The following is a 20,720-nucleotide window of genomic DNA, read 5'->3' as shown; positions in this document are numbered from 1 at the left end:
CCCATTACTTGATGATGTATTTGTTTTTTGGAAGGTTGCGGAGTTTCTTTGTGAACGCGCAACCTTTATTCGTGGGAGGTAAAATCCGCTATAACCACAATCAAGGAGGAATTATATAATGGCTAAAAAAGGTAAAAAACTGCAAGATGCAGCAAAATTAATCGACCGTAACGCATTATACGGCGCTCAAGAAGCAATCGAACTTGCTCAAAAAACTAGCACAGTGAACTTCGACGCTACTGTAGAAGTTGCTTTCCGTCTAGGAATCGATACTCGTAAAAACGACCAACAAATCCGTGGTGCAGTAGTGTTACCAAACGGTACTGGTAAAACTCAACGCGTATTAGTATTCGCTAAAGGTGAAAAACTTAAAGAAGCTGAAGCTGCTGGTGCCGACTATGTAGGCGATGCAGAATACATCCAAAAAATCCAACAAGGTTGGTTTGATTTCGATGTAATCGTTGCAACTCCTGACATGATGGGCGAAGTTGGTAAACTTGGTCGCGTATTAGGACCTAAAGGTTTAATGCCAAACCCTAAAACTGGTACAGTTACTTTCGATGTAACAAAAGCTATCAACGAAATTAAAGCTGGTAAAGTAGAATACCGTGCTGATAAAGCTGGTATCATCCACGCACCTATCGGTAAAGTTTCTTTCTCTACAGAAAAATTAGTAGAAAACTTCTTAACTGTATTTGATGTAGTGCAAAAAGCTAAACCTGCTGCAGCTAAAGGTACTTACATGAAATCTGTAAACGTTACAACTACAATGGGTCCAGCTCTTAAAGTTGACGCTTCAAGTGTAGTAGTAAAATAATTAAAGTTTTTATGTAAATCTGTTGACGGCGCTGTCTATCTATGATAAGATGGTTGCTGTTGTGAATCATCCATTTGTACCGTAGACAGTAGGAGTGACTTGTCACTTAATGATCCTACCGAGGACAGCGGAATTCGGAATCTTATTTTAAAGATGATGACTTTCAGCCTCTGTGTCTATGTGACCCAGAGGCTTTTCTTTTGTCGGTATAAATGACCCATTCTAATAGGAGGTGTCATCATGAGCAAAGTTATCGAAAACAAACAAGCACAAGTTCAAGAGATTACTGAGAAATTCCAAAACGCTGCTTCCGTAGTAGTTGTGGATTACCGTGGTCTTAACGTTGCGCAAGTAACTGAACTTCGTAAACAACTTCGTGAAGCTGGCGTTGAGTTCAAAGTTTACAAAAACACTTTAACACGTCGTGCTACTGAAGCTGTTGGTCTTGAAGGAATCAATGACGTATTAGTTGGTCCTAACGCAATTGCGTTCTCAAATGAAGATGTTGTAGCTCCTGCTAAAATCATCAACGAGTTCGCTAAGAAAAACGAAGCTTTAGAAATTAAAGCGGGTATTATTGAAGGTACAATCTCATCTGTTGAAGATGTTAAAGCACTTGCAGAACTTCCATCACGCGAAGGTCTTCTTTCTATGCTTTTATCTGTACTTCAAGCTCCAGTGCGCAACTTCGCACTTGCAACAAAAGCTGTTGCAGAACAAAAAGAAGAACAAGGCGCGTAATATACGCACTGTAACTTCCGCGGCCTGACCGCAACAATAAAACATTATCCAATTAGGAGGAAATTATAATGAATAAAGAGCAAATCTTAGAAGCTATCAAAGCTATGACAGTTCTTGAATTAAACGATTTAGTAAAAGCTATCGAAGAAGAATTCGGTGTAACAGCTGCTGCTCCTGTAGCAGTAGTAGGTGCTGCTGCTGGCGCTGCTGAAGAAAAAACTGAGTTTGACGTAGTATTAGCATCTGCTGGTGCAGAAAAAATCAAAGTAATTAAAGTGGTTCGTGAAATCACTGGTTTAGGTCTTAAAGAAGCTAAAGAAGTAGTAGATAACGCTCCTAAAGCTCTTAAAGAAGGCGTTTCTAAAGATGAAGCTGAACAAATCAAAGCTAAACTTGAAGAAGTTGGCGCATCTGTAGAAGTTAAGTAATCTCGCATTACTTTTAAACAAAAGGGAAGCTCGTCATTGTGGCGAGCTTTTTTCTTCATTCTGAGGAGGCGTGGAAATGTCAGATCACTATTATACGAGTAAGCCTCAAACCGAGAGTAAACCTCGTCACTGGACATTCAAGTTGTTAGGGCATACGTTTTCCTTTGAAACGGATGCAGGTGTATTTAGTAAAAGCGAAGTAGATTTTGGATCCCGTGTTTTAATAGATGCTTTTCAAATGCCTGATATTGATGGTGCGATTTTTGATGTGGGGTGTGGGTACGGACCAATCGGATTATCGATTGCCAAAACAAACCCAGACCGTACCGTTCTTATGATGGATATCAATGAACGTGCTGTTGCACTCTCACAAAAAAATGCGCAAGTAAACGGTGTTCAAAATGTACGGATATTTGTGAGTGACGGACTATCGATGGTTGACAATAATGTAAACGCCGCAGCTATTTTAACCAATCCTCCAATTCGCGCAGGAAAGGAAACAATTTTCCGCTTTTACGATGGAGCTTATGATAAGTTAGTGTCATCTGGTGAGCTGTGGGTAGTAATACAGAAGAAGCAAGGTGCACCATCAACGGTAAGTTACTTGGAAGAAAAATTTTCTGAAGTCGATGTTGTGGAGAAGAAAAAAGGGTACTGGATAGTACGCGCGAAAAAATAAGTGAAATATGCATAAATTATTGACTTGACAAATCGGCTATGATAACATGATACAATGCAAAAATATTATTTTGAGGTCGTATGCCCTTTTTGAATATGATTGTTATAATGTGGGTATACTTGCCAAGATAAGTTTAGTTAACCGAAAATGAGATCTTTTTGAAGACTCGTTTTCTTTTTGTCTTTCGAAATCATACACTATTTGTATGATTTTGCAAAGACCTAATATCGCTTTATTGAGGGGTGAATGAGTTGACAGGTCAACTAGTTCAGTATGGACAACACCGCCAGCGTAGAAGCTTTGCGCGTATTAACGAGGTGCTTGAGCTTCCAAATCTGATTGAGATTCAAACGGCGTCTTACGAGTGGTTCCTTGAAGAAGGTTTACGTGAAATGTTCCGTGACATTTCGCCGATCGAGGACTTTACAGGCAATCTTTCATTAGAATTCATCGATTATTCATTAGGAGATCCTAAGTATGATGTTGATGAGTGTAAAGAGCGAGATGTTACTTACGCAGCTCCATTACGTGTGAAAGTACGTCTTTACAACAAAGAAACAGACGAAGTGAAAGAACAGGATGTCTTCATGGGTGACTTCCCATTAATGACAGAGACAGGTACGTTCATTATCAATGGTGCTGAACGTGTTATCGTTTCACAATTAGTTCGTTCGCCAAGTGTGTATTTCCATGATAAAACTGATAAAAACGGTAAGAAAGGTTTCGGAGCGACAGTTATTCCGAACCGTGGTGCATGGTTAGAATATGAAACTGACGCGAAAGATGTAGTATACGTGCGTATTGATCGTACTCGTAAGCTACCAGTAACAGTGTTACTTCGTGCATTAGGCTTCGGTTCAGACCAAGAAATTATCGATATTATCGGTGATAACGAGTATTTACGTAATACGTTAGAAAAAGATAACTCTGAAAGTACTGAAAAAGCACTTTTAGAAATCTATGAACGTTTGCGTCCAGGTGAGCCACCAACAGTTGAAAGTGCGAAGAGTTTATTATACTCTCGTTTCTTCGATGCAAAACGCTATGATTTAGCGAATGTTGGTCGCTACAAAATGAATAAAAAGCTTCATATCAAAAATCGTTTATTTAACCAAACGATTGCTGAAACGCTTGTAGACCCAGAAACAGGCGAAATTTTAGTAGAGAAGGGTACAGTTCTTGATCGTCGTACTTTAGATAAAATCTTACCGTATTTAGAAGATTCATCAAAAGGAATCGGTTACCGCACTTTATCACAAGTTGGCGGGGTACTTGAAGACGATGTAACAATCCAGTCTATTAAAATTTATGCACCAAAAGATGAAGCGCAAAAAGAAATCAATATTATTGGTAATGCGTACATCGATGAAGAAGTGAAGAATATTACGCCGGCTGACGTATTATCTTCAGTAGGTTATTTCTTCAACTTACTTTACCAAGTAGGGGCAACAGATGATATCGACCACTTAGGTAACCGTCGTCTACGCTCTGTTGGTGAGCTTTTACAAAACCAATTCCGTATCGGTTTATCCCGTATGGAACGTGTAGTGCGTGAGCGTATGTCTATTAACGATACAGCTGCGATCGTACCACAGCAATTAATTAATATTCGTCCGGTAATTGCGTCAATTAAAGAGTTCTTTGGTAGCTCTCAATTATCACAATTCATGGACCAAACAAACCCATTGGCAGAGTTAACGCATAAGCGTCGTCTATCTGCATTAGGACCTGGTGGTTTAACACGTGAGCGTGCTGGTTTCGAAGTACGTGACGTTCACTATTCTCACTATGGTCGTATGTGTCCAATCGAGACACCAGAGGGTCCAAACATTGGTTTAATTAACTCACTATCTTCATTTGCCAAAGTAAATAAATTCGGATTCATTGAAACACCTTATCGTCGTATTGACCATGAAACAGGTCAAGTAACGGATCAAATTGATTACTTAACAGCTGATGAAGAAGATAACTACTATGTAGCACAAGCGAACTCACTATTAAATCCTGATGGTACATTTGCTAAAGACGAAGTAGTAGGTCGTTTCCGTGGGGACAATACAGTATTTAATAAATCGCAAATGGACTACATGGACGTATCTCCTAAACAAGTAGTGTCAGCTGCGACTGCATGTATCCCGTTCTTAGAAAACGATGACTCGAACCGTGCACTTATGGGTGCCAACATGCAACGTCAAGCAGTTCCTCTTCTTAACCCAGAAGCTCCATTCGTTGGTACTGGTATGGAACACGTTGATGCGCGTGACTCAGGTGCGGCTGTAGTAGCGAAATATGATGGTATTGTTGAGCACGTTGAAGCTCGCTCTATCCATGTTCGCCGCATTGAAGTCGTTGACGGTAAAGAGGTAAAAGGCGATTTAACAAAATATAAATTACAAAAATTCATTCGTTCTAACCAAGGTACTTCATACAACCAACGTCCACTTGTAAAAGTTGGCGAACGTGTGAAACCTCGTGACATTTTAGCAGATGGTCCATCTATGGAAAATGGTGAACTTGCTCTTGGTCGTAACGTACTTGTTGCGTTCATGACTTGGAACGGCTTTAACTATGAGGATGCTGTTATCATGAGCGAACGCCTTGTAAAAGACGATGTTTATACATCTGTTCATATTGAAGAATATGAATCAGAGTCTCGTGATACAAAATTAGGACCGGAAGAAATCACTCGTGATATTCCAAACGTTGGGGAAGATGCGCTTCGTAACTTAGACGAACGCGGTATTATCCGCATCGGTGCAGAAGTACGTGATGGTGACATTCTTGTAGGTAAAGTAACACCTAAAGGGGTTACAGAATTAACTGCTGAAGAACGTTTATTACATGCTATCTTCGGTGAAAAAGCTCGTGAAGTTCGTGATACTTCATTACGTGTACCACATGGTGCTGGCGGTATTATTCTTGACGTTAAAGTATTTAACCGTGAAGATGGCGATGAATTACCACCGGGTGTTAACCAATTAGTTCGTGCTTATATTGTTCAAAAACGTAAAATTCGCGTAGGGGACAAAATGGCCGGACGTCACGGTAACAAAGGGGTTATCTCTCGTATCTTACCGGAAGAGGATATGCCATTCATGCCAGACGGTACTCCTGTTGATATCATGTTAAACCCACTTGGTGTACCTTCTCGTATGAACATCGGACAAGTTTTAGAACTACACTTAGGTATGGCTTCTCGTTACTTAGGCGTTCATATGGCAACTCCAGTATTTGATGGTGCCAACGAGGAAGATGTTTGGGAAACAATGGAAGAAGCAGGCATGAACCGTGATGGTAAAACAATCCTGTATGATGGACGTTCAGGTGAACCATTCGATAACCGTGTATCAGTTGGTGTCATGTACATGATCAAACTTGCTCACATGGTTGATGATAAACTTCACGCTCGTTCAACAGGTCCTTATTCACTTGTTACTCAACAGCCGCTTGGTGGTAAAGCACAGTTCGGTGGACAACGTTTTGGTGAGATGGAAGTATGGGCACTTGAAGCATACGGTGCTGCTTACACACTTCAAGAAATCTTAACAGTTAAATCTGATGACGTTGTTGGTCGTGTAAAAACATACGAAGCAATCGTTAAAGGTGAAAGTGTACCAGAGCCAGGCGTTCCTGAATCATTCAAAGTATTGATTAAGGAACTTCAATCTCTTGGTATGGATGTGAAAATGTTAACAGTTAATGATGAAGAGGTAGAGCTTCGCGACTTAGACGAAGAAGAAGATCTTCAACCAGCTGACGCACTTAACATTGCACCACAGCAAGAAAAAGAAGAAGAGCCAGTAGAGTCTTTTGAATAATGGAAAACGTTAGTTCACAACTTTGTGAACACGATCAAAGTTATTTTTCAAATTAGTCGGGCAGGATTTAACGCCCTGTCCGGCTTTTTCTTTTAACTTCTTTCAGCAGAAGTCCAAATGTCTGTAGCTGACGCTTCGCTTTCGCTACAAAAAACACTTGCTGAAAGAAGTGAAAGCCTCCGGCGGATGTCACGGAATCGGAAAGGAATTCTTTGTGGAAACACAAAGCCGATTCCGGACACAATTATGCCGAGGCATAATTGATTAAATCATTCTATTTTTAATCTTTTGCTAAAGAGACATGATTCTTGCAAACGATTATCGAGCTGCGTAAAAGAGTCTTTATAAAGACCTATACTAGAGGGAGGTAGGCTCCTTGATAGACGTTAATGAATTTGAATATATGAAAATCGGTTTAGCTTCTCCTGACAAGATTCGTTCTTGGTCATACGGTGAAGTCAAAAAACCTGAAACAATCAACTATCGTACTTTAAAACCAGAAAAAGATGGTTTATTCTGTGAGCGTATTTTTGGTCCAACTAAGGACTGGGAGTGTCATTGTGGTAAATACAAACGTGTACGCTATAAAGGCGTAGTTTGTGATCGTTGTGGAGTTGAAGTAACACGCGCTAAAGTTCGTCGTGAACGTATGGGCCACATCGAATTAGCAGCACCGGTATCTCATATCTGGTACTTCAAAGGTATTCCTAGCCGTATGGGACTTATTTTAGATATGTCCCCACGTGCACTAGAAGAAGTAATTTACTTTGCTTCTTACGTTGTAATCGAGCCAGGTGCTACAAACTTAGAAAGTAAGCAACTGCTTTCTGAAAAAGAGTACCGTGCATATCGTGAAAAATTCGGCAACACATTCGAAGCAGCTATGGGTGCGGAAGCAATTAAGAAATTGCTAGGCAAAATTGATCTTGAAGATGAAACTCATTCTTTAAAAGAAGAGTTGAAATCAGCACAAGGTCAACGTCGTACACGTGCAATTAAACGTCTTGAAGTTGTTGAATCATTCCGTAACTCAGGTAACTCTCCTGAATGGATGATTTTAGATGTACTACCGGTTATTCCGCCAGAGCTACGTCCAATGGTGCAATTAGATGGTGGTCGTTTTGCAACTTCTGACTTAAATGATTTATATCGTCGTGTAATCAACCGTAATAACCGTTTAAAACGTTTACTAGACCTTGGCGCTCCAAGTATCATCGTACAAAACGAAAAACGTATGTTACAAGAAGCTGTTGATGCATTAATCGATAACGGTCGTCGTGGTCGTCCTGTTACAGGTCCTGGTAACCGTCCATTAAAATCACTTTCACATATGCTGAAAGGTAAACAAGGTCGTTTCCGTCAAAACTTGCTTGGTAAACGTGTTGACTACTCTGGTCGTTCGGTTATCGTAGTAGGTCCAAACTTAAAAATGTATCAATGCGGTCTACCGAAAGAAATGGCAATTGAGCTATTTAAGCCTTTCGTTATGAAAGAGTTAGTAGAACGTGGTCTTGCTCATAATATTAAATCTGCTAAACGTAAAATCGAGCGTTTAAACAACGATGTATGGGACGTTTTAGAAGATGTCATTCGTGAGCATCCAGTATTACTAAACCGTGCACCTACGCTTCACCGTCTTGGTATTCAAGCGTTTGAACCAACACTAGTTGAGGGTCGTGCTATTCGTCTTCACCCATTAGTATGTACAGCTTATAACGCTGACTTCGATGGTGACCAAATGGCGGTTCACGTACCATTATCAGCAGAAGCACAAGCAGAAGCTCGTCTTCTAATGCTTGCTGCACAAAATATCCTGAATCCGAAAGACGGGAAACCGGTTGTTACACCATCTCAAGATATGGTATTAGGTAACTACTACTTAACACTTGAGCGTGAAACAGCTCGCGGTGAAGGAACAACTTTCTATGGACCAAACGAAGTATTAATTGCATACGATACAGGTCATGTTCATTTGCATACTCGTATTGCGATTAAAGCAAGTTCGTTAAATAACCCAACATTTACTGAGGAACAAAATAATATGTTCCTATTAACGACTGTTGGTAAAGTAATCTTTAACGAAATCTTGCCTAAATCATTCCCATACATTAATGAGCCAACTGCATTCAACTTAGAACAAGAAACACCAGACAAATACTTTGTTAATTTAACAATTGATGAAGAAACGTTAAAAGAACTTGAAGCAGATGCTACTTATAATGGGCTTGATGAAAAAGGTAAAGTTGATGCACAACGCACAGCTGTACTGCGTAAACACTTTGCATCAGTACCAGTTGTAAACCCATTCCGCAAAAAATTCTTAGGTAATATCATTGCTGAAGTATTTAAACGTTTCCACATCACTGAAACATCTAAAATGCTTGACCGCATGAAGAACTTAGGATTCAAATATTCAACACGTGCTGGTATCACTGTAGGTGTTTCTGACATCGTCGTATTACCAGACAAAGGTGAAATTTTAGCGGTAGCTCAAGAAAAAGTAGATAAAGTTCAAGCGCAATTCCGTCGTGGTTTCATCACGGAAGAGGAGCGTTATGATCGCGTTATCTCAAGCTGGAGTGCTGCGAAAGATGAAATTCAATCGAAGCTGATGAAGTCGCTTGAGAAAACAAACCCAATCTTTATGATGTCTGACTCAGGTGCCCGTGGTAACGCATCTAACTTTACACAGTTAGCTGGTATGCGTGGTCTGATGGCCAACCCGGCTGGTCGTATCATCGAACTTCCAATTAAATCTTCATTCCGTGAAGGTTTAACGGTATTAGAGTACTTCATCTCAACTCACGGTGCTCGTAAAGGTCTTGCCGATACAGCCCTAAAAACTGCCGATTCAGGTTACTTAACACGTCGTCTTGTTGACGTAGCACAAGATGTTATCGTTCGTGAGGATGACTGTGGAACTGACCGCGGTTTAACAATTGGTGCGTTAATGGAAGGCACAGAGTTAATTGAAGCGTTAGATGAACGTATTATCGGTCGTCATACGAAGAAAACAATTATGCATCCAGAAACAGCTGAAGTTATCTTAGAAAAAGATGGCTTAATCGATCAAGATATCGCTCGTGCGGTTATCGAGGCTGGTATCGAGGAAGTAACAATCCGTTCAGCATTCACATGTAATACAAAACATGGTGTATGTAAAAAATGTTACGGCATGAACTTAGCAACAGGTGAAGAGGTTGAAGTTGGAGAAGCAGTTGGTATTATTGCGGCTCAATCAATCGGTGAACCAGGTACACAATTAACAATGCGTACATTCCATACAGGTGGGGTTGCCGGGGATGATATTACACAAGGTCTTCCACGTATCCAAGAGATTTTTGAAGCACGTAATCCTAAAGGTCAATCAGTTATTTCTGATATCGCAGGTACTGTTTCAGACATCACCGAAATCCGTGAAGGTCTAAAAGAGATTACAATTGAAGGTGAAGTAGAAACACGTAAATACGCAGCACCTTACAATGCTCGTCTGAAAGTACAAGAAGGCGACTTTGTTGAACGTGGTCAAGTATTAACAGAAGGTTCTATTGATCCAAAACAATTATTAAAAGTTAAAGACGTTTCTACAGTTCAAGAATATCTGTTAAAAGAAGTACAAAAAGTATACCGTATGCAAGGGGTAGAAATTGGAGACAAACATATCGAGGTAATGGTTCGCCAAATGCTTCGTAAAGTTCGTGTGATCGAAGCTGGTGATACAGAATTATTACCAGGCTCATTACTAGATATTCACCAATTCTCAGAAGCAAATGCAGATGCTGTGCTAAATGGCAAAAACCCTGCAACTTGTCGTCCTGTTATCCTAGGTATTACAAAAGCGTCTCTTGAAACAGAATCATTTTTATCCGCTGCATCATTCCAAGAAACAACTCGTGTGTTAACGGATGCTGCTATTAAAGGAAAACGTGATGAACTTCTTGGTCTGAAGGAAAACGTAATTATCGGTAAACTTGTTCCTGCAGGTACTGGTATGCAACGTTACCGTCAAATCCGTATTGAAAAAGATGAGCTTGACACAGAAGACCTAATTTCTGCTGAATAATCATTAAAATAAGTGCCGAAGAGATGTATTTTGATCATCTCTTCGGGCTTTTTAAAGATATTAGTTGACAGTCGAAATTGGTAATGATAATATATTGAAGGTTGATAGTTAACTGTCTGTACTTCGGAGGATATGAAAATGTCTTATGATAGAGTAAGGGATAGTCAAACAATCATAGGTACAAAGCAAGCAGTAAAAGCAATGCAAGCTGGTTCAGTGAAAGAACTTTTCGTGGCACTTGATGCAGACAATTGGGTAACCGATTCGGCCATATCTTTCGCGAGAGAAATCGGTATACCAGTTATTCTTGTTGAGTCCAAAAAGGAACTGGGCAAGGCCTGTGGAATCCATGTTGGAGCTGCGGTAGTTGCGATTACTGTAGAGTAGTTTTTGTGTATTAAACACAAAGACTTTGTTTTTACCCAAAAAATGAACCACCTGGATGTGTGGTATTAACAAGGAATAAATGAAGGGAGGAAATATCGATGCCTACAATTAACCAATTAGTACGTAAGCCTCGTCAATCTAAAATCACGAAATCAAAATCACCAGCGTTAAACAAAGGATATAACTCATTTAAAAAATCTTTAACTGATGTTAAGTCTCCACAAAAACGCGGAGTTTGTACTCGTGTGGGTACAATGACACCTCGTAAACCAAACTCAGCGTTACGTAAATACGCTCGTGTACGTTTAACTAACCAAATCGAGGTTACAGCTTATATCCCAGGTGAAGGCCACAACTTACAAGAGCACAGTGTTGTTCTTATCCGTGGCGGACGCGTAAAAGACTTAGCGGGTGTTCGTTACCATATCGTACGTGGAGCTCTTGATACAGCTGGTGTAAACGGTCGTTTACAATCACGTTCTAAATACGGAACAAAACGCCCTAAAGAAAAAAAATAATTTAACATTATTGAGCATTGCTTAATAATGAGCTTGAGTAGTTGTCGCAAATTTCTAATCTTGCTAGCAGATTGGGATTTTTTGCGGCAAATATGACAAGACAATTTTTATAAAATAAATCGATAATTATTCGAAAGGAGGAAAACACATGCCTCGTAAAGGTCCTGTTTCCAAACGTGACGTGTTACCAGATCCAATTTATAGTTCAAAACTAGTAACTCGTTTAATTAATAAAATGATGGTTGATGGTAAAAGAGGTACTTCTCAAAAGATTTTATACGGTGCGTTCGATTTAGTTAAAGAACGTTCTGGTCAAAATCCAATTGAAGTATTCGAAGCTGCTCTAAATAACGTAATGCCAGTTCTTGAAGTACGCGCTCGCCGTGTTGGTGGTTCTAACTACCAAGTGCCAGTAGAAGTACGTCCAGAACGTCGTACAACTTTAGGTCTTCGTTACCTAGTTAACTACGCTCGTCTTCGTGGTGAAAAAACTATGGAAGAGCGTTTAGCTAACGAAATCCTTGATGCTTCTAACAACACTGGTGCATCAGTTAAAAAACGTGAAGATATGCACAAAATGGCAGAAGCGAACAAAGCATTCGCTCACTACCGTTGGTAATCTAAACATCGCATAAGCCCAATATGGAAGGAGAAATACCTTATGAAACGCGAATTCTCTCTAGAGAATACTCGTAATATTGGGATCATGGCTCACATTGATGCTGGTAAAACAACAACTACTGAGCGTATCCTTTATTACACAGGTAAGATTCACAAAATCGGTGAAACTCACGAAGGCGCTTCTCAAATGGACTGGATGGAACAAGAGCAAGAACGTGGTATCACAATCACTTCTGCTGCGACAACAGCTCAATGGAACGGCAACCGTGTAAACATCATCGATACTCCTGGACACGTAGACTTCACTGTAGAAGTTGAACGTTCACTACGCGTACTTGATGGTGCTGTAACAGTTCTTGATGCTCAATCTGGTGTTGAGCCTCAAACTGAAACAGTATGGCGTCAAGCTACAACTTATGGCGTTCCACGTATCGTGTTCATTAACAAAATGGATAAAACAGGTGCAGATTTCCTATATTCTGTAGGAACTCTACACGAACGTTTACAAGCAAACGCTCACCCTATCCAATTACCTATCGGGGCTGAAGATCAGTTCTCAGCAATCATTGACTTAGTTGAAATGAAAGCTACTTTCTACGGCGACGAAAAAGGTACAGCAGTGACTGAAGGCGAAATTCCTGAAGAACACCGCGCACAAGCTGAAGAATACCGTGAAAAATTAATCGATGCTGTTGCAAGTGTTGATGAAGAAATCATGGAAAAATATTTAGAAGGCGAAGAAATTTCTGTTGCTGAACTTAAAGCGGCTATCCGTCGTGCTACGATCGCAGTAGAATTTTACCCAGTAATCTGTGGTACAGCATTCAAACACAAAGGCGTACGCCCAATGTTAAATGCAGTAGTTGATTACTTACCATCTCCATTAGATGTACCAGCAATCAAAGGTACTGATGTTGATGGTGACGAGGAATTAGAACGTCATTCTTCAGATGAAGAGCCATTCTCAGCTCTTGCATTCAAAGTTATGACTGACCCATTCGTAGGTAAATTAACTTTCTTCCGTGTGTATTCTGGAACTTTAGAATCAGGTTCATACGTACAAAACTCTTCTAAAGGTAAACGTGAACGTGTAGGCCGTATCCTACAAATGCACGCAAACTCTCGTGAAGAGATTTCTAAAGTATTTGCTGGGGATATCGCAGCAGCAGTAGGTCTTAAAGATACTACTACTGGTGATACTCTATGTGACGAGAAAAACCTTGTTATTCTTGAATCAATGGAATTCCCTGAGCCAGTAATTTCTCTTTCTGTAGAACCAAAATCAAAAGCTGACCAAGATAAAATGGGTCAAGCTTTACAAAAACTTCAAGAAGAGGATCCAACTTTCCGTGCTCACACTGACACAGAAACTGGTCAAACAATCATCTCAGGTATGGGTGAGCTTCACCTTGATATCTTAGTTGACCGTATGCGCCGTGAATTTAAAGTAGAAGCTAACGTAGGTGCTCCAATGGTATCTTACCGTGAAACATTCCGTGGCTCTGCAAAAGTTCAAGGTAAATTCACTCGCCAATCTGGTGGTCGTGGACAATATGGTGACGTAACGATTGAGTTCTCTCCAAATGAAGAAGGTAAAGGCTTTGAATTCGAAAACGCTATCGTTGGTGGTGTAGTACCTCGTGAATACATTCCTGCAGTAGAAGCTGGTCTTCGTGACTCTCTTGACCGCGGTGTAGTAGCTGGTTACCCACTTATCGACATTAAAGCGAAATTAGTATTCGGTTCTTACCATGACGTTGACTCGAATGAGATGGCGTTCAAAATTGCTGCATCTATGGCTCTTAAAGAAGCTGCTAAACAATGTGACGCAGTTATCTTAGAACCAATGATGAAAGTAGAAGTTGTAATTCCAGAAGAATACCTTGGTGATATCATGGGTAACATTACTTCTCGTCGCGGACGCGTTGAGGGTATGGAAGCTCGCGGTAACTCTCAAGTTGTTCGTGCAATGGTTCCACTATCGGAAATGTTTGGTTATGCAACAACTCTTCGTTCAGCAACACAAGGTCGTGGTGTATTCTCAATGACATTTGATCATTATGAAGAAGTACCAAAATCAATTGCTGCTGAAATCGTCAAAAAAAATAAAGGTGAATAATTGAATTTTCATCTTGCATAAAGTATAACTAATTTGTAAGCTATGATTGTGGGATGGTGGATGGGCCCATCCGCCATCAGCAATCATTCTATAAATTTTTAAAAAATATAAACATATAATTTTGAGGAGGCAATCTCTAATGGCTAAAGAAAAATTCGACCGTTCAAAAACGCATGCTAACATTGGTACAATCGGACACGTTGACCATGGTAAAACTACTTTAACTGCTGCTATCGCAACAGTTCTTTCTAAAAAAATGGGTGGAGAAGCTAAATCATACGCTGATATCGATAACGCTCCAGAAGAAAAAGAACGTGGTATCACAATCAATACTTCTCACGTAGAATACGAAACTGATACTCGTCACTATGCACACGTTGACTGCCCAGGACACGCTGACTATGTTAAAAACATGATCACTGGTGCTGCACAAATGGACGGCGGTATCTTAGTAGTATCTGCTGCTGACGGCCCAATGCCACAAACTCGTGAACACATCCTTTTATCTCGTCAAGTAGGTGTTCCATACTTAGTAGTATTCATGAACAAATGTGATATGGTTGACGACGAAGAATTATTAGAATTAGTAGAAATGGAAATCCGTGACCTACTTTCTGAATATGACTTCCCAGGCGACGATCTTCCTGTAATCAAAGGTTCTGCTCTTAAAGCTCTTGAAGGTGAAGCAGAATGGGAAGAAAAAATCATTGAATTAATGGACGCTGTAGATTCTTACATCCCAACTCCAGAACGTCAAACTGACAAACCATTCATGATGCCAGTAGAGGACGTATTCTCTATCACTGGTCGTGGTACAGTTGCAACTGGCCGTGTTGAACGTGGTCAAGTTAAAGTTGGTGACGTTATTGAAATCATCGGTATCACTGAAGAAGCTAAATCTACAACTGTAACTGGTGTAGAAATGTTCCGTAAATTATTAGACTACGCTGAAGCTGGTGACAACATCGGTGCTTTACTTCGTGGTGTAGCTCGTGAAGAAATCCAACGTGGTCAAGTATTAGCTAAACCAGGCTCAATCACTCCACACACTAACTTCAAAGCTGAAGTTTATGTTTTATCAAAAGAAGAGGGTGGCCGTCATACTCCATTCTTCTCTAACTACCGTCCTCAGTTCTACTTCCGTACAACTGACGTAACAGGTATCTGTAACTTACCAGAAGGCGTTGAAATGGTAATGCCTGGCGATAACATCGAAATGACAGTAGAACTTATCGCTCCAATCGCTCTTGAAGAAGGTACTAAATTCTCTATCCGTGAGGGTGGCCGTACTGTAGGCGCTGGCGTAGTTGCTTCTATCCAAAAATAATTTTAGCGCAAGCTAATTTTCCAAACCAATCTGTAGGGACGCTTACAGATTGGTTTTTTTGTGTTAAAATATGTAAAGAATATTTGGTAATCTTAGTTGAATTAGATTATTTTATGTGTACATAATGGGTGAAATATCAAAAAGTAGAAATATCGACTTTTTACGAAACCGCTAGAGGTGAAAGCTAGTACCAGAGACATCCGCCGGAAGTTTTAACTTCTTTCAACGGATGTTTGGACAGCTGCTTAAAAAAGTTAAAATTAAAAGGCAGTGTAGCATGTAGAGTATAGAATCGCACCCCTTTTAATTACTATTAGCCGTTTAATAATTCATCTTTAAAAAGTTAGGATAATATTTGTTAAAAACGTATGATATATATAAATTGGTTGGAGTGGAGGCTGGGCGGTTCATCGGACGCGCCCAGTCGGAGCGAAAATCGACCTCACGTTATGACGATTAGCCTATTTAATACATAAGAACACTTCATGGAAGGAGAATTTGCATATGGAAATGAAAATATTGCTAATTGAAGACGATCCATCAATTTTCGAAATGATTCAGACACGTTTTGCACAGTGGTCGCTTCAGGTTGTGGGTCCTAAAGATTTTCAAAAGGTAATGGATGATTTTATTGAACAAAAGCCACAGCTTGTATTGATTGACATTCAGCTTCCAGCTTATGATGGTTTTCATTGGTGTCGCGAAATACGTTATATCTCAAAGGTGCCAATTCTCTTTCTATCTTCACGAGACCACCCAATGGATATGGTCATGGCAATGCAAATGGGTGCGGATGACTTTGTACAAAAGCCTTTCCATATGGAAGTATTACTAGCAAAGGTACAAGCCATTTTACGTCGTACATATGATTATATAGAAGAATCTATGGATGTCACACGGTTTAATGGTGCAGTCATTGACTATGCACGCAGTGAAATTATGTATGAGGGTAATCTTGCCTCGCTAACTAAAAATGAACTCTTTATTTTACGTATTTTAGTGGAGAAGGCCGATCAAATAGTTTCAAGAGATGATTTAATGAGAAAGTTATGGGATGATGAACGCTTTGTTAATGATAATACATTGTCGGTAAATGTTAATCGATTACGTACTAAACTTGAGGATATAGGTTTACAAGAAGCGATTTTAACTAAAAAGGGACTTGGTTATATGGCTGTAACACAAGGGAAGTGAGTGACAATGCTAATTTTATTTTTAAAAGAACGCCTCGCTTGGATAGGCTTTTTTGCTTTTATCATTGTTATGATCAATGTTTTATTCTCTTTAGATGCTGGATTAGAGGGAATATCTATTTGGTATATGAATATTAGTGTACTTATTAGTTTTATGATTTTTCTTATTTGGCGATATATACTAGAAGTAAGGCAGTTAAAGGATTTCCTGGGAAATGTGGAAAGTCAACTCGAGGATGTGCATGGCAAAAGTATGACGTTATCACCCTTTCAAGCAGCATACCTGACGAAAATTGAAGATGTATTTTATGATAAGAATACAGAGTTAAATCAAGCAAAAGTACAGCTGCAGGAATATTCGGATGAACTGCTAGCGTGGGTTCATGAAGTTAAGGCACCTTTAACTTCAATTAATTTAATGCTGGATCACGTAGAAGATTTGACACTACGTCGTAAATTAGAGACGGAGTGGTTAAGACTACATTTATTGGTCGATCAGCAGCTACACCAAACACGTTTAGCTTCTATTGAAAAAGATAATTATATGACAGAGGTCGAGCTAAGAACTGTGGTCTATAAGGAAATAAGAGCTATGCAGGCATGGTGTATTGAAAAAGGTATCGGTTTCGATGTTGAAGCGTTAACAGTGACAGTGATGACAGATGGAAAATGGCTAGCCTTTATAATCCGACAAATTCTGTCCAATGCGATTAAATATAGTCCTGCAAATTCAGAGGTATTGATTTTTACGGAAGTAGATGCTACTGGAGCAACATTACTACATATAAAAGATGCAGGTATTGGCATTCGTAAGGAGGATTTACCTCGAATCTTTCATAAGTCGTATACTGGGACAGCCGGTAGAGAGTCTGCACAATCAACAGGTATGGGTCTATACTTAGCACATAACGTGGCGCAGAAAATCGGCGTTCGTATAACTGTCCAATCTAATGTTGGGGAAGGTTCGATATTTACATTACGTTTTCCATTGCAAAATGAATATGTCAAACTAACAGGTAGATGACGAAATTGTCACCTACCTTTTTATATTGTCATGTAAAACACACGAATTAGTGAAGAAGACAGGATACACTTGAACTATAGAAAGGGGCGTTTACAAGTGGCAGTTTTAATTGGTCGTAAAGTAAAAAAAGTATATGGCAAAAAATCAACAGCCCAAGAGGTTTTAAAGGGTATTGATTTAGAAGTTAGTAAAGGTGAATTTGTTGGTATTATGGGACCTTCAGGCTCTGGGAAGACAACACTTTTAAATGTTTTGTGTTCGATTGACTTTGCAACAGAAGGTGTAATTGAAATAAATGGTCAAAACTTACGTGGTATGAAGGAGAAGGCGTTAGCTAATTTCCGTCGTGAACAATTAGGATTCATATTCCAAGATTATAATTTGTTAGATACACTGACGGTAAAAGAAAATATTTTACTGCCGTTAGCTATTGGTCGGCTACCAAAGGCTGTGGCAGAGAGTCGCTTAAAAGAGCTTACTCATTTATTAGGTATTACTGAAATTTTAAATAAATATCCAAATGAAATATCGGGTGGTCAAAAGCAACGTACATCAGCAGCGCGTGCACTAATTACAAATCCGTCGCTTGTATTCGCTGATGAACCTACAGGCGCACTTGACTCAAAATCAGCTACTGCACTTTTAAAAAATCTACAAAGTATTAATGAGTCAAAAAAAGCAACGATTATGATGGTTACGCACGATGCGGTAGCAGCGAGTTTTTGTACCCGTGTTTTATTTTTAAAGGACGGACTCATTTATAGTGAGCTATATAAAGGAGATAAAACGAGACAGGCATTTTTCCAAGAAATCATGCATACGCAAAGTGTGCTAGGCGGTGACGGCTATGAGTCTTAGTAAACTCGTATTGCGCAGTATGAAGAAAAATATGAAGCATTATTATTTATATTTTTTCGCACTTATTTTTAGTGTTACTTTATATTTTTCTTTTGTGACATTGCAGAATAATGCTGAAGTGCTGGCTACAGTACAGGAGAGCGGTACAGCTACAGCGGGTTTTGCTGCGGCAACATATATGCTGTACTTTATTGTCCTATTTTTTGTGCTTTATGCAAATCATCTATTTATGAAGCGTCGTAGTAAGGAAATAGGCTTGTATCAGCTAATAGGAATGACAAAGGGGCTTATTGTTCGCTTATTAGCGGTAGAAAGTATTCTATTATTTGTAGGCGCTATCGTATTAGGTATGCTTGCTGGGTTCTTTAGTTCGCGCTTATTTGCAATGATTTTACTGCGTGTACTCGAAAAAGAAGCGCTTGTGACGATGACATTTAGTATAGAGGCATTACAGCAATCTATCATAGTATTTGCCATTCTACTAGTCATTGTACTCGTGCAAATGGCTTGGATGATATACCGAGTGTCATTACTGTCATTATTCAGTGCTTCCAAGCAAGCTGATGAGCGTGTAAAACGTTTCAGCCCATTACAAATGGTTATTGGTTTTTTAGGACTTGTATTTATTGTATATGGCTACTATGCATCAACTAAGCTTTTCGATATTAACTCTCAGGGTAATTTAACGCTTAATATGATTATTATTTTAGCAACTACCATTGGCGGAACGTTCCTTGTTTTCCGTTTCTCTGTAGCATTTATTATGAATTCAATTCGTCTTAAGAAAAATGGACATTTGACTGTGCGTGATGTATTAGCATTAACACCAATTATGCATCGTATGAAAGGTAATGCGAAATCCTTAACGCTTATAACGGTTTTAACGGGTGTTTCACTGGGGGTTACAACATTAGCATATATAGCTTATTATTCAACAGGCTCGTCGTCATATAGCCAAGTGCCTGCAGATTATATTTTACTTGAAGATCACGGTCAGGAGTTTTTAAAGGAACTTGAAGAAAATAATATAGCTTTTGATAAAATAGAGTACCGAACACAAAGTGTTTTAGCTTCATTTTCACAATTATTATCTGAAAGTCAGCAAAATGCAGATAATCCCCTTTATGGTGCAGAAGGAAGCATTACTACAATTCCACTTTCTGATTATCAACAAATAGCCCCCGAAGCTTCCATTTCGGATTACGACGTTATTTTAACAAACTATGGTGGCTATATGGCAGAAATGTTTCCGCTTGAAAAGGATCGTGATGTAGATGTCACTATAGGAGGACCAGAGGAAACTAAGAAAGAGACGCTTCATGTTAAAGAGGTTCGGCATGAAAGTATTATAAGTGGTGCTATAACTGGTGGGCCTGGAGGACCGGTTTTCGTAGTTCCAGACGCATTGTTTGAAGAATTAGCTACTTACAATGTATCTGATTTGTTGTATAAACAAACCTCTATTAACTTAAAGAATAAAAGTGATTTAGCTTTAGCGGAGAATTTATATGATGAGAGTACGCATGTGAAAGGAAATGGGGCTGTTGTTTATAATCCATCCTATATAAAGTCCTATGAAAAACTACGCAAAGAGAATTTAGAAATTTTAGGCTTAACAATTTTTACAGCAGCATTTTTAGGCTTAGCATTTTTAATGACAACTGGTAGTATTTTATACTTTAAGCAAATGTCTGAGGCTGAAGAGGAGCGAGGCTCTTATACGATATTAAGAAAGATTGGCTTCGCTGAAAAAGATATTATGAAAGGTATATATATGAAACAAGCCTTTAATTTTGGTGTTCCATTAATAATAGGGCTGCTTCATAGTTACTTTGCTGTAAAGTCAGGATGGTTTTTATTCGGCTCAGAGTTAACTGCACCATTATGGATTGCTATGAGCTGTTATATAGCGTTATACGCTATTTTCGCTATACTTTCCGTCGGCTATTATAAAAAAGTTATTCGTGAATCATTATAATAGGAAGAAATCTAAAACAGTATGGTTATTTAAGATCATACTGTTTTTTTGTGTCGTTTAAATTTGGAAGATTAATATAGGGCTATAAAAATATCTTGACTTTCAATTGTTAGACGGTTAAAGTTTAACGTATTAGTAATCTAGTGTAC

General features: G+C 39.2%; 15 protein-coding genes and 1 other annotated feature. All 15 genes read left to right on the top strand.

Translation table 11 applies throughout. The features are described 5' to 3' along the window. Window positions 1-118 precede the first annotated feature (118 nt). The 15 genes from rplA to ACIQZA_RS13890 all read left to right on the top strand — a co-directional run bounded on the left by rplA (window position 119) and on the right by ACIQZA_RS13890 (window position 20,571). A complete protein-coding gene (gene rplA, locus ACIQZA_RS13960; RefSeq protein WP_142509909.1) occupies window positions 119-817 on the top strand; it encodes a 50S ribosomal protein L1 in 699 nt (232 codons plus the stop codon). Window positions 818-878: 61 nt separating this feature from the next. Further along, window positions 879-1,025 (top strand) — a sequence feature (ribosomal protein L10 leader region). A gap of 32 nt (window positions 1,026-1,057) precedes the next feature. Then, entirely contained in the window at window positions 1,058-1,558 is a 501-nt protein-coding gene (gene rplJ, locus ACIQZA_RS13955) for a 50S ribosomal protein L10 (protein ID WP_134022296.1), read from the top strand. A 68-nt stretch (window positions 1,559-1,626) separates the two neighbouring features. Continuing rightward, window positions 1,627-1,986 carry a 50S ribosomal protein L7/L12 gene (gene rplL, locus ACIQZA_RS13950; RefSeq protein WP_132362671.1) on the top strand — a complete coding sequence of 120 codons (360 nt, stop codon included), beginning with the start codon at window positions 1,627-1,629 and terminating at the stop codon, window positions 1,984-1,986. A gap of 76 nt (window positions 1,987-2,062) precedes the next feature. Further along, on the top strand, window positions 2,063-2,665 hold the full coding sequence (locus ACIQZA_RS13945; RefSeq protein ID WP_142509908.1) for a class I SAM-dependent methyltransferase: 603 nt from the start codon (window positions 2,063-2,065) through the stop codon (window positions 2,663-2,665). Window positions 2,666-2,907: 242 nt separating this feature from the next. After that, a complete protein-coding gene (gene rpoB / locus ACIQZA_RS13940; protein ID WP_185903523.1) occupies window positions 2,908-6,483 on the top strand; it encodes a DNA-directed RNA polymerase subunit beta in 3,576 nt (1,191 codons plus the stop codon). A 376-nt stretch (window positions 6,484-6,859) separates the two neighbouring features. Next, the gene (rpoC, locus tag ACIQZA_RS13935) at window positions 6,860-10,546 is read left to right on the top strand and encodes a DNA-directed RNA polymerase subunit beta' (RefSeq protein ID WP_142509906.1); all 3,687 of its coding nucleotides are present in this window, start codon (window positions 6,860-6,862) and stop codon (window positions 10,544-10,546) included. 138 nt (window positions 10,547-10,684) lie between these two features. Continuing rightward, window positions 10,685-10,933, top strand: coding sequence for a ribosomal L7Ae/L30e/S12e/Gadd45 family protein (locus tag ACIQZA_RS13930; protein ID WP_142509905.1), 249 nt, complete (start codon window positions 10,685-10,687; stop codon window positions 10,931-10,933). A gap of 98 nt (window positions 10,934-11,031) precedes the next feature. Next, window positions 11,032-11,451 carry a 30S ribosomal protein S12 gene (gene rpsL, locus ACIQZA_RS13925; RefSeq protein WP_010860613.1) on the top strand — a complete coding sequence of 140 codons (420 nt, stop codon included), beginning with the start codon at window positions 11,032-11,034 and terminating at the stop codon, window positions 11,449-11,451. A 148-nt stretch (window positions 11,452-11,599) separates the two neighbouring features. Next, window positions 11,600-12,070: a 30S ribosomal protein S7 gene (gene rpsG / locus ACIQZA_RS13920; RefSeq protein WP_132362681.1), complete on the top strand. Its 471-nt coding sequence runs from the start codon at window positions 11,600-11,602 to the stop codon at window positions 12,068-12,070. 42 nt (window positions 12,071-12,112) lie between these two features. Then, a complete protein-coding gene (fusA, locus tag ACIQZA_RS13915) occupies window positions 12,113-14,191 on the top strand; it encodes an elongation factor G (protein WP_142509904.1) in 2,079 nt (692 codons plus the stop codon). Window positions 14,192-14,330: 139 nt separating this feature from the next. Further along, a complete protein-coding gene (tuf, locus tag ACIQZA_RS13910) occupies window positions 14,331-15,518 on the top strand; it encodes an elongation factor Tu (RefSeq protein ID WP_142509903.1) in 1,188 nt (395 codons plus the stop codon). 510 nt (window positions 15,519-16,028) lie between these two features. Then, window positions 16,029-16,712 (top strand): response regulator transcription factor, encoded by a 684-nt coding sequence (locus ACIQZA_RS13905; protein ID WP_400937715.1) that lies wholly within the window; start codon window positions 16,029-16,031, stop codon window positions 16,710-16,712. Between the two features lie 6 nt (window positions 16,713-16,718). Continuing rightward, window positions 16,719-17,735, top strand: coding sequence for a sensor histidine kinase (locus ACIQZA_RS13900; protein WP_402881929.1), 1,017 nt, complete (start codon window positions 16,719-16,721; stop codon window positions 17,733-17,735). A gap of 96 nt (window positions 17,736-17,831) precedes the next feature. Continuing rightward, window positions 17,832-18,593 carry an ABC transporter ATP-binding protein gene (locus ACIQZA_RS13895; RefSeq protein WP_142509900.1) on the top strand — a complete coding sequence of 254 codons (762 nt, stop codon included), beginning with the start codon at window positions 17,832-17,834 and terminating at the stop codon, window positions 18,591-18,593. Beyond that, entirely contained in the window at window positions 18,583-20,571 is a 1,989-nt protein-coding gene (locus tag ACIQZA_RS13890; RefSeq protein ID WP_402881926.1) for an FtsX-like permease family protein, read from the top strand. Before ACIQZA_RS13895 ends, ACIQZA_RS13890 begins: the two co-directional genes overlap by 11 nt. Window positions 20,572-20,720 lie beyond the last annotated feature (149 nt).

The sequence above is a fragment of the Lysinibacillus sp. NPDC096382 genome, assembly GCF_044762845.1.
Taxonomy (GTDB): domain Bacteria; phylum Bacillota; class Bacilli; order Bacillales_A; family Planococcaceae; genus Lysinibacillus.
This window is presented reverse-complemented; position numbering and strand designations above follow the sequence as displayed.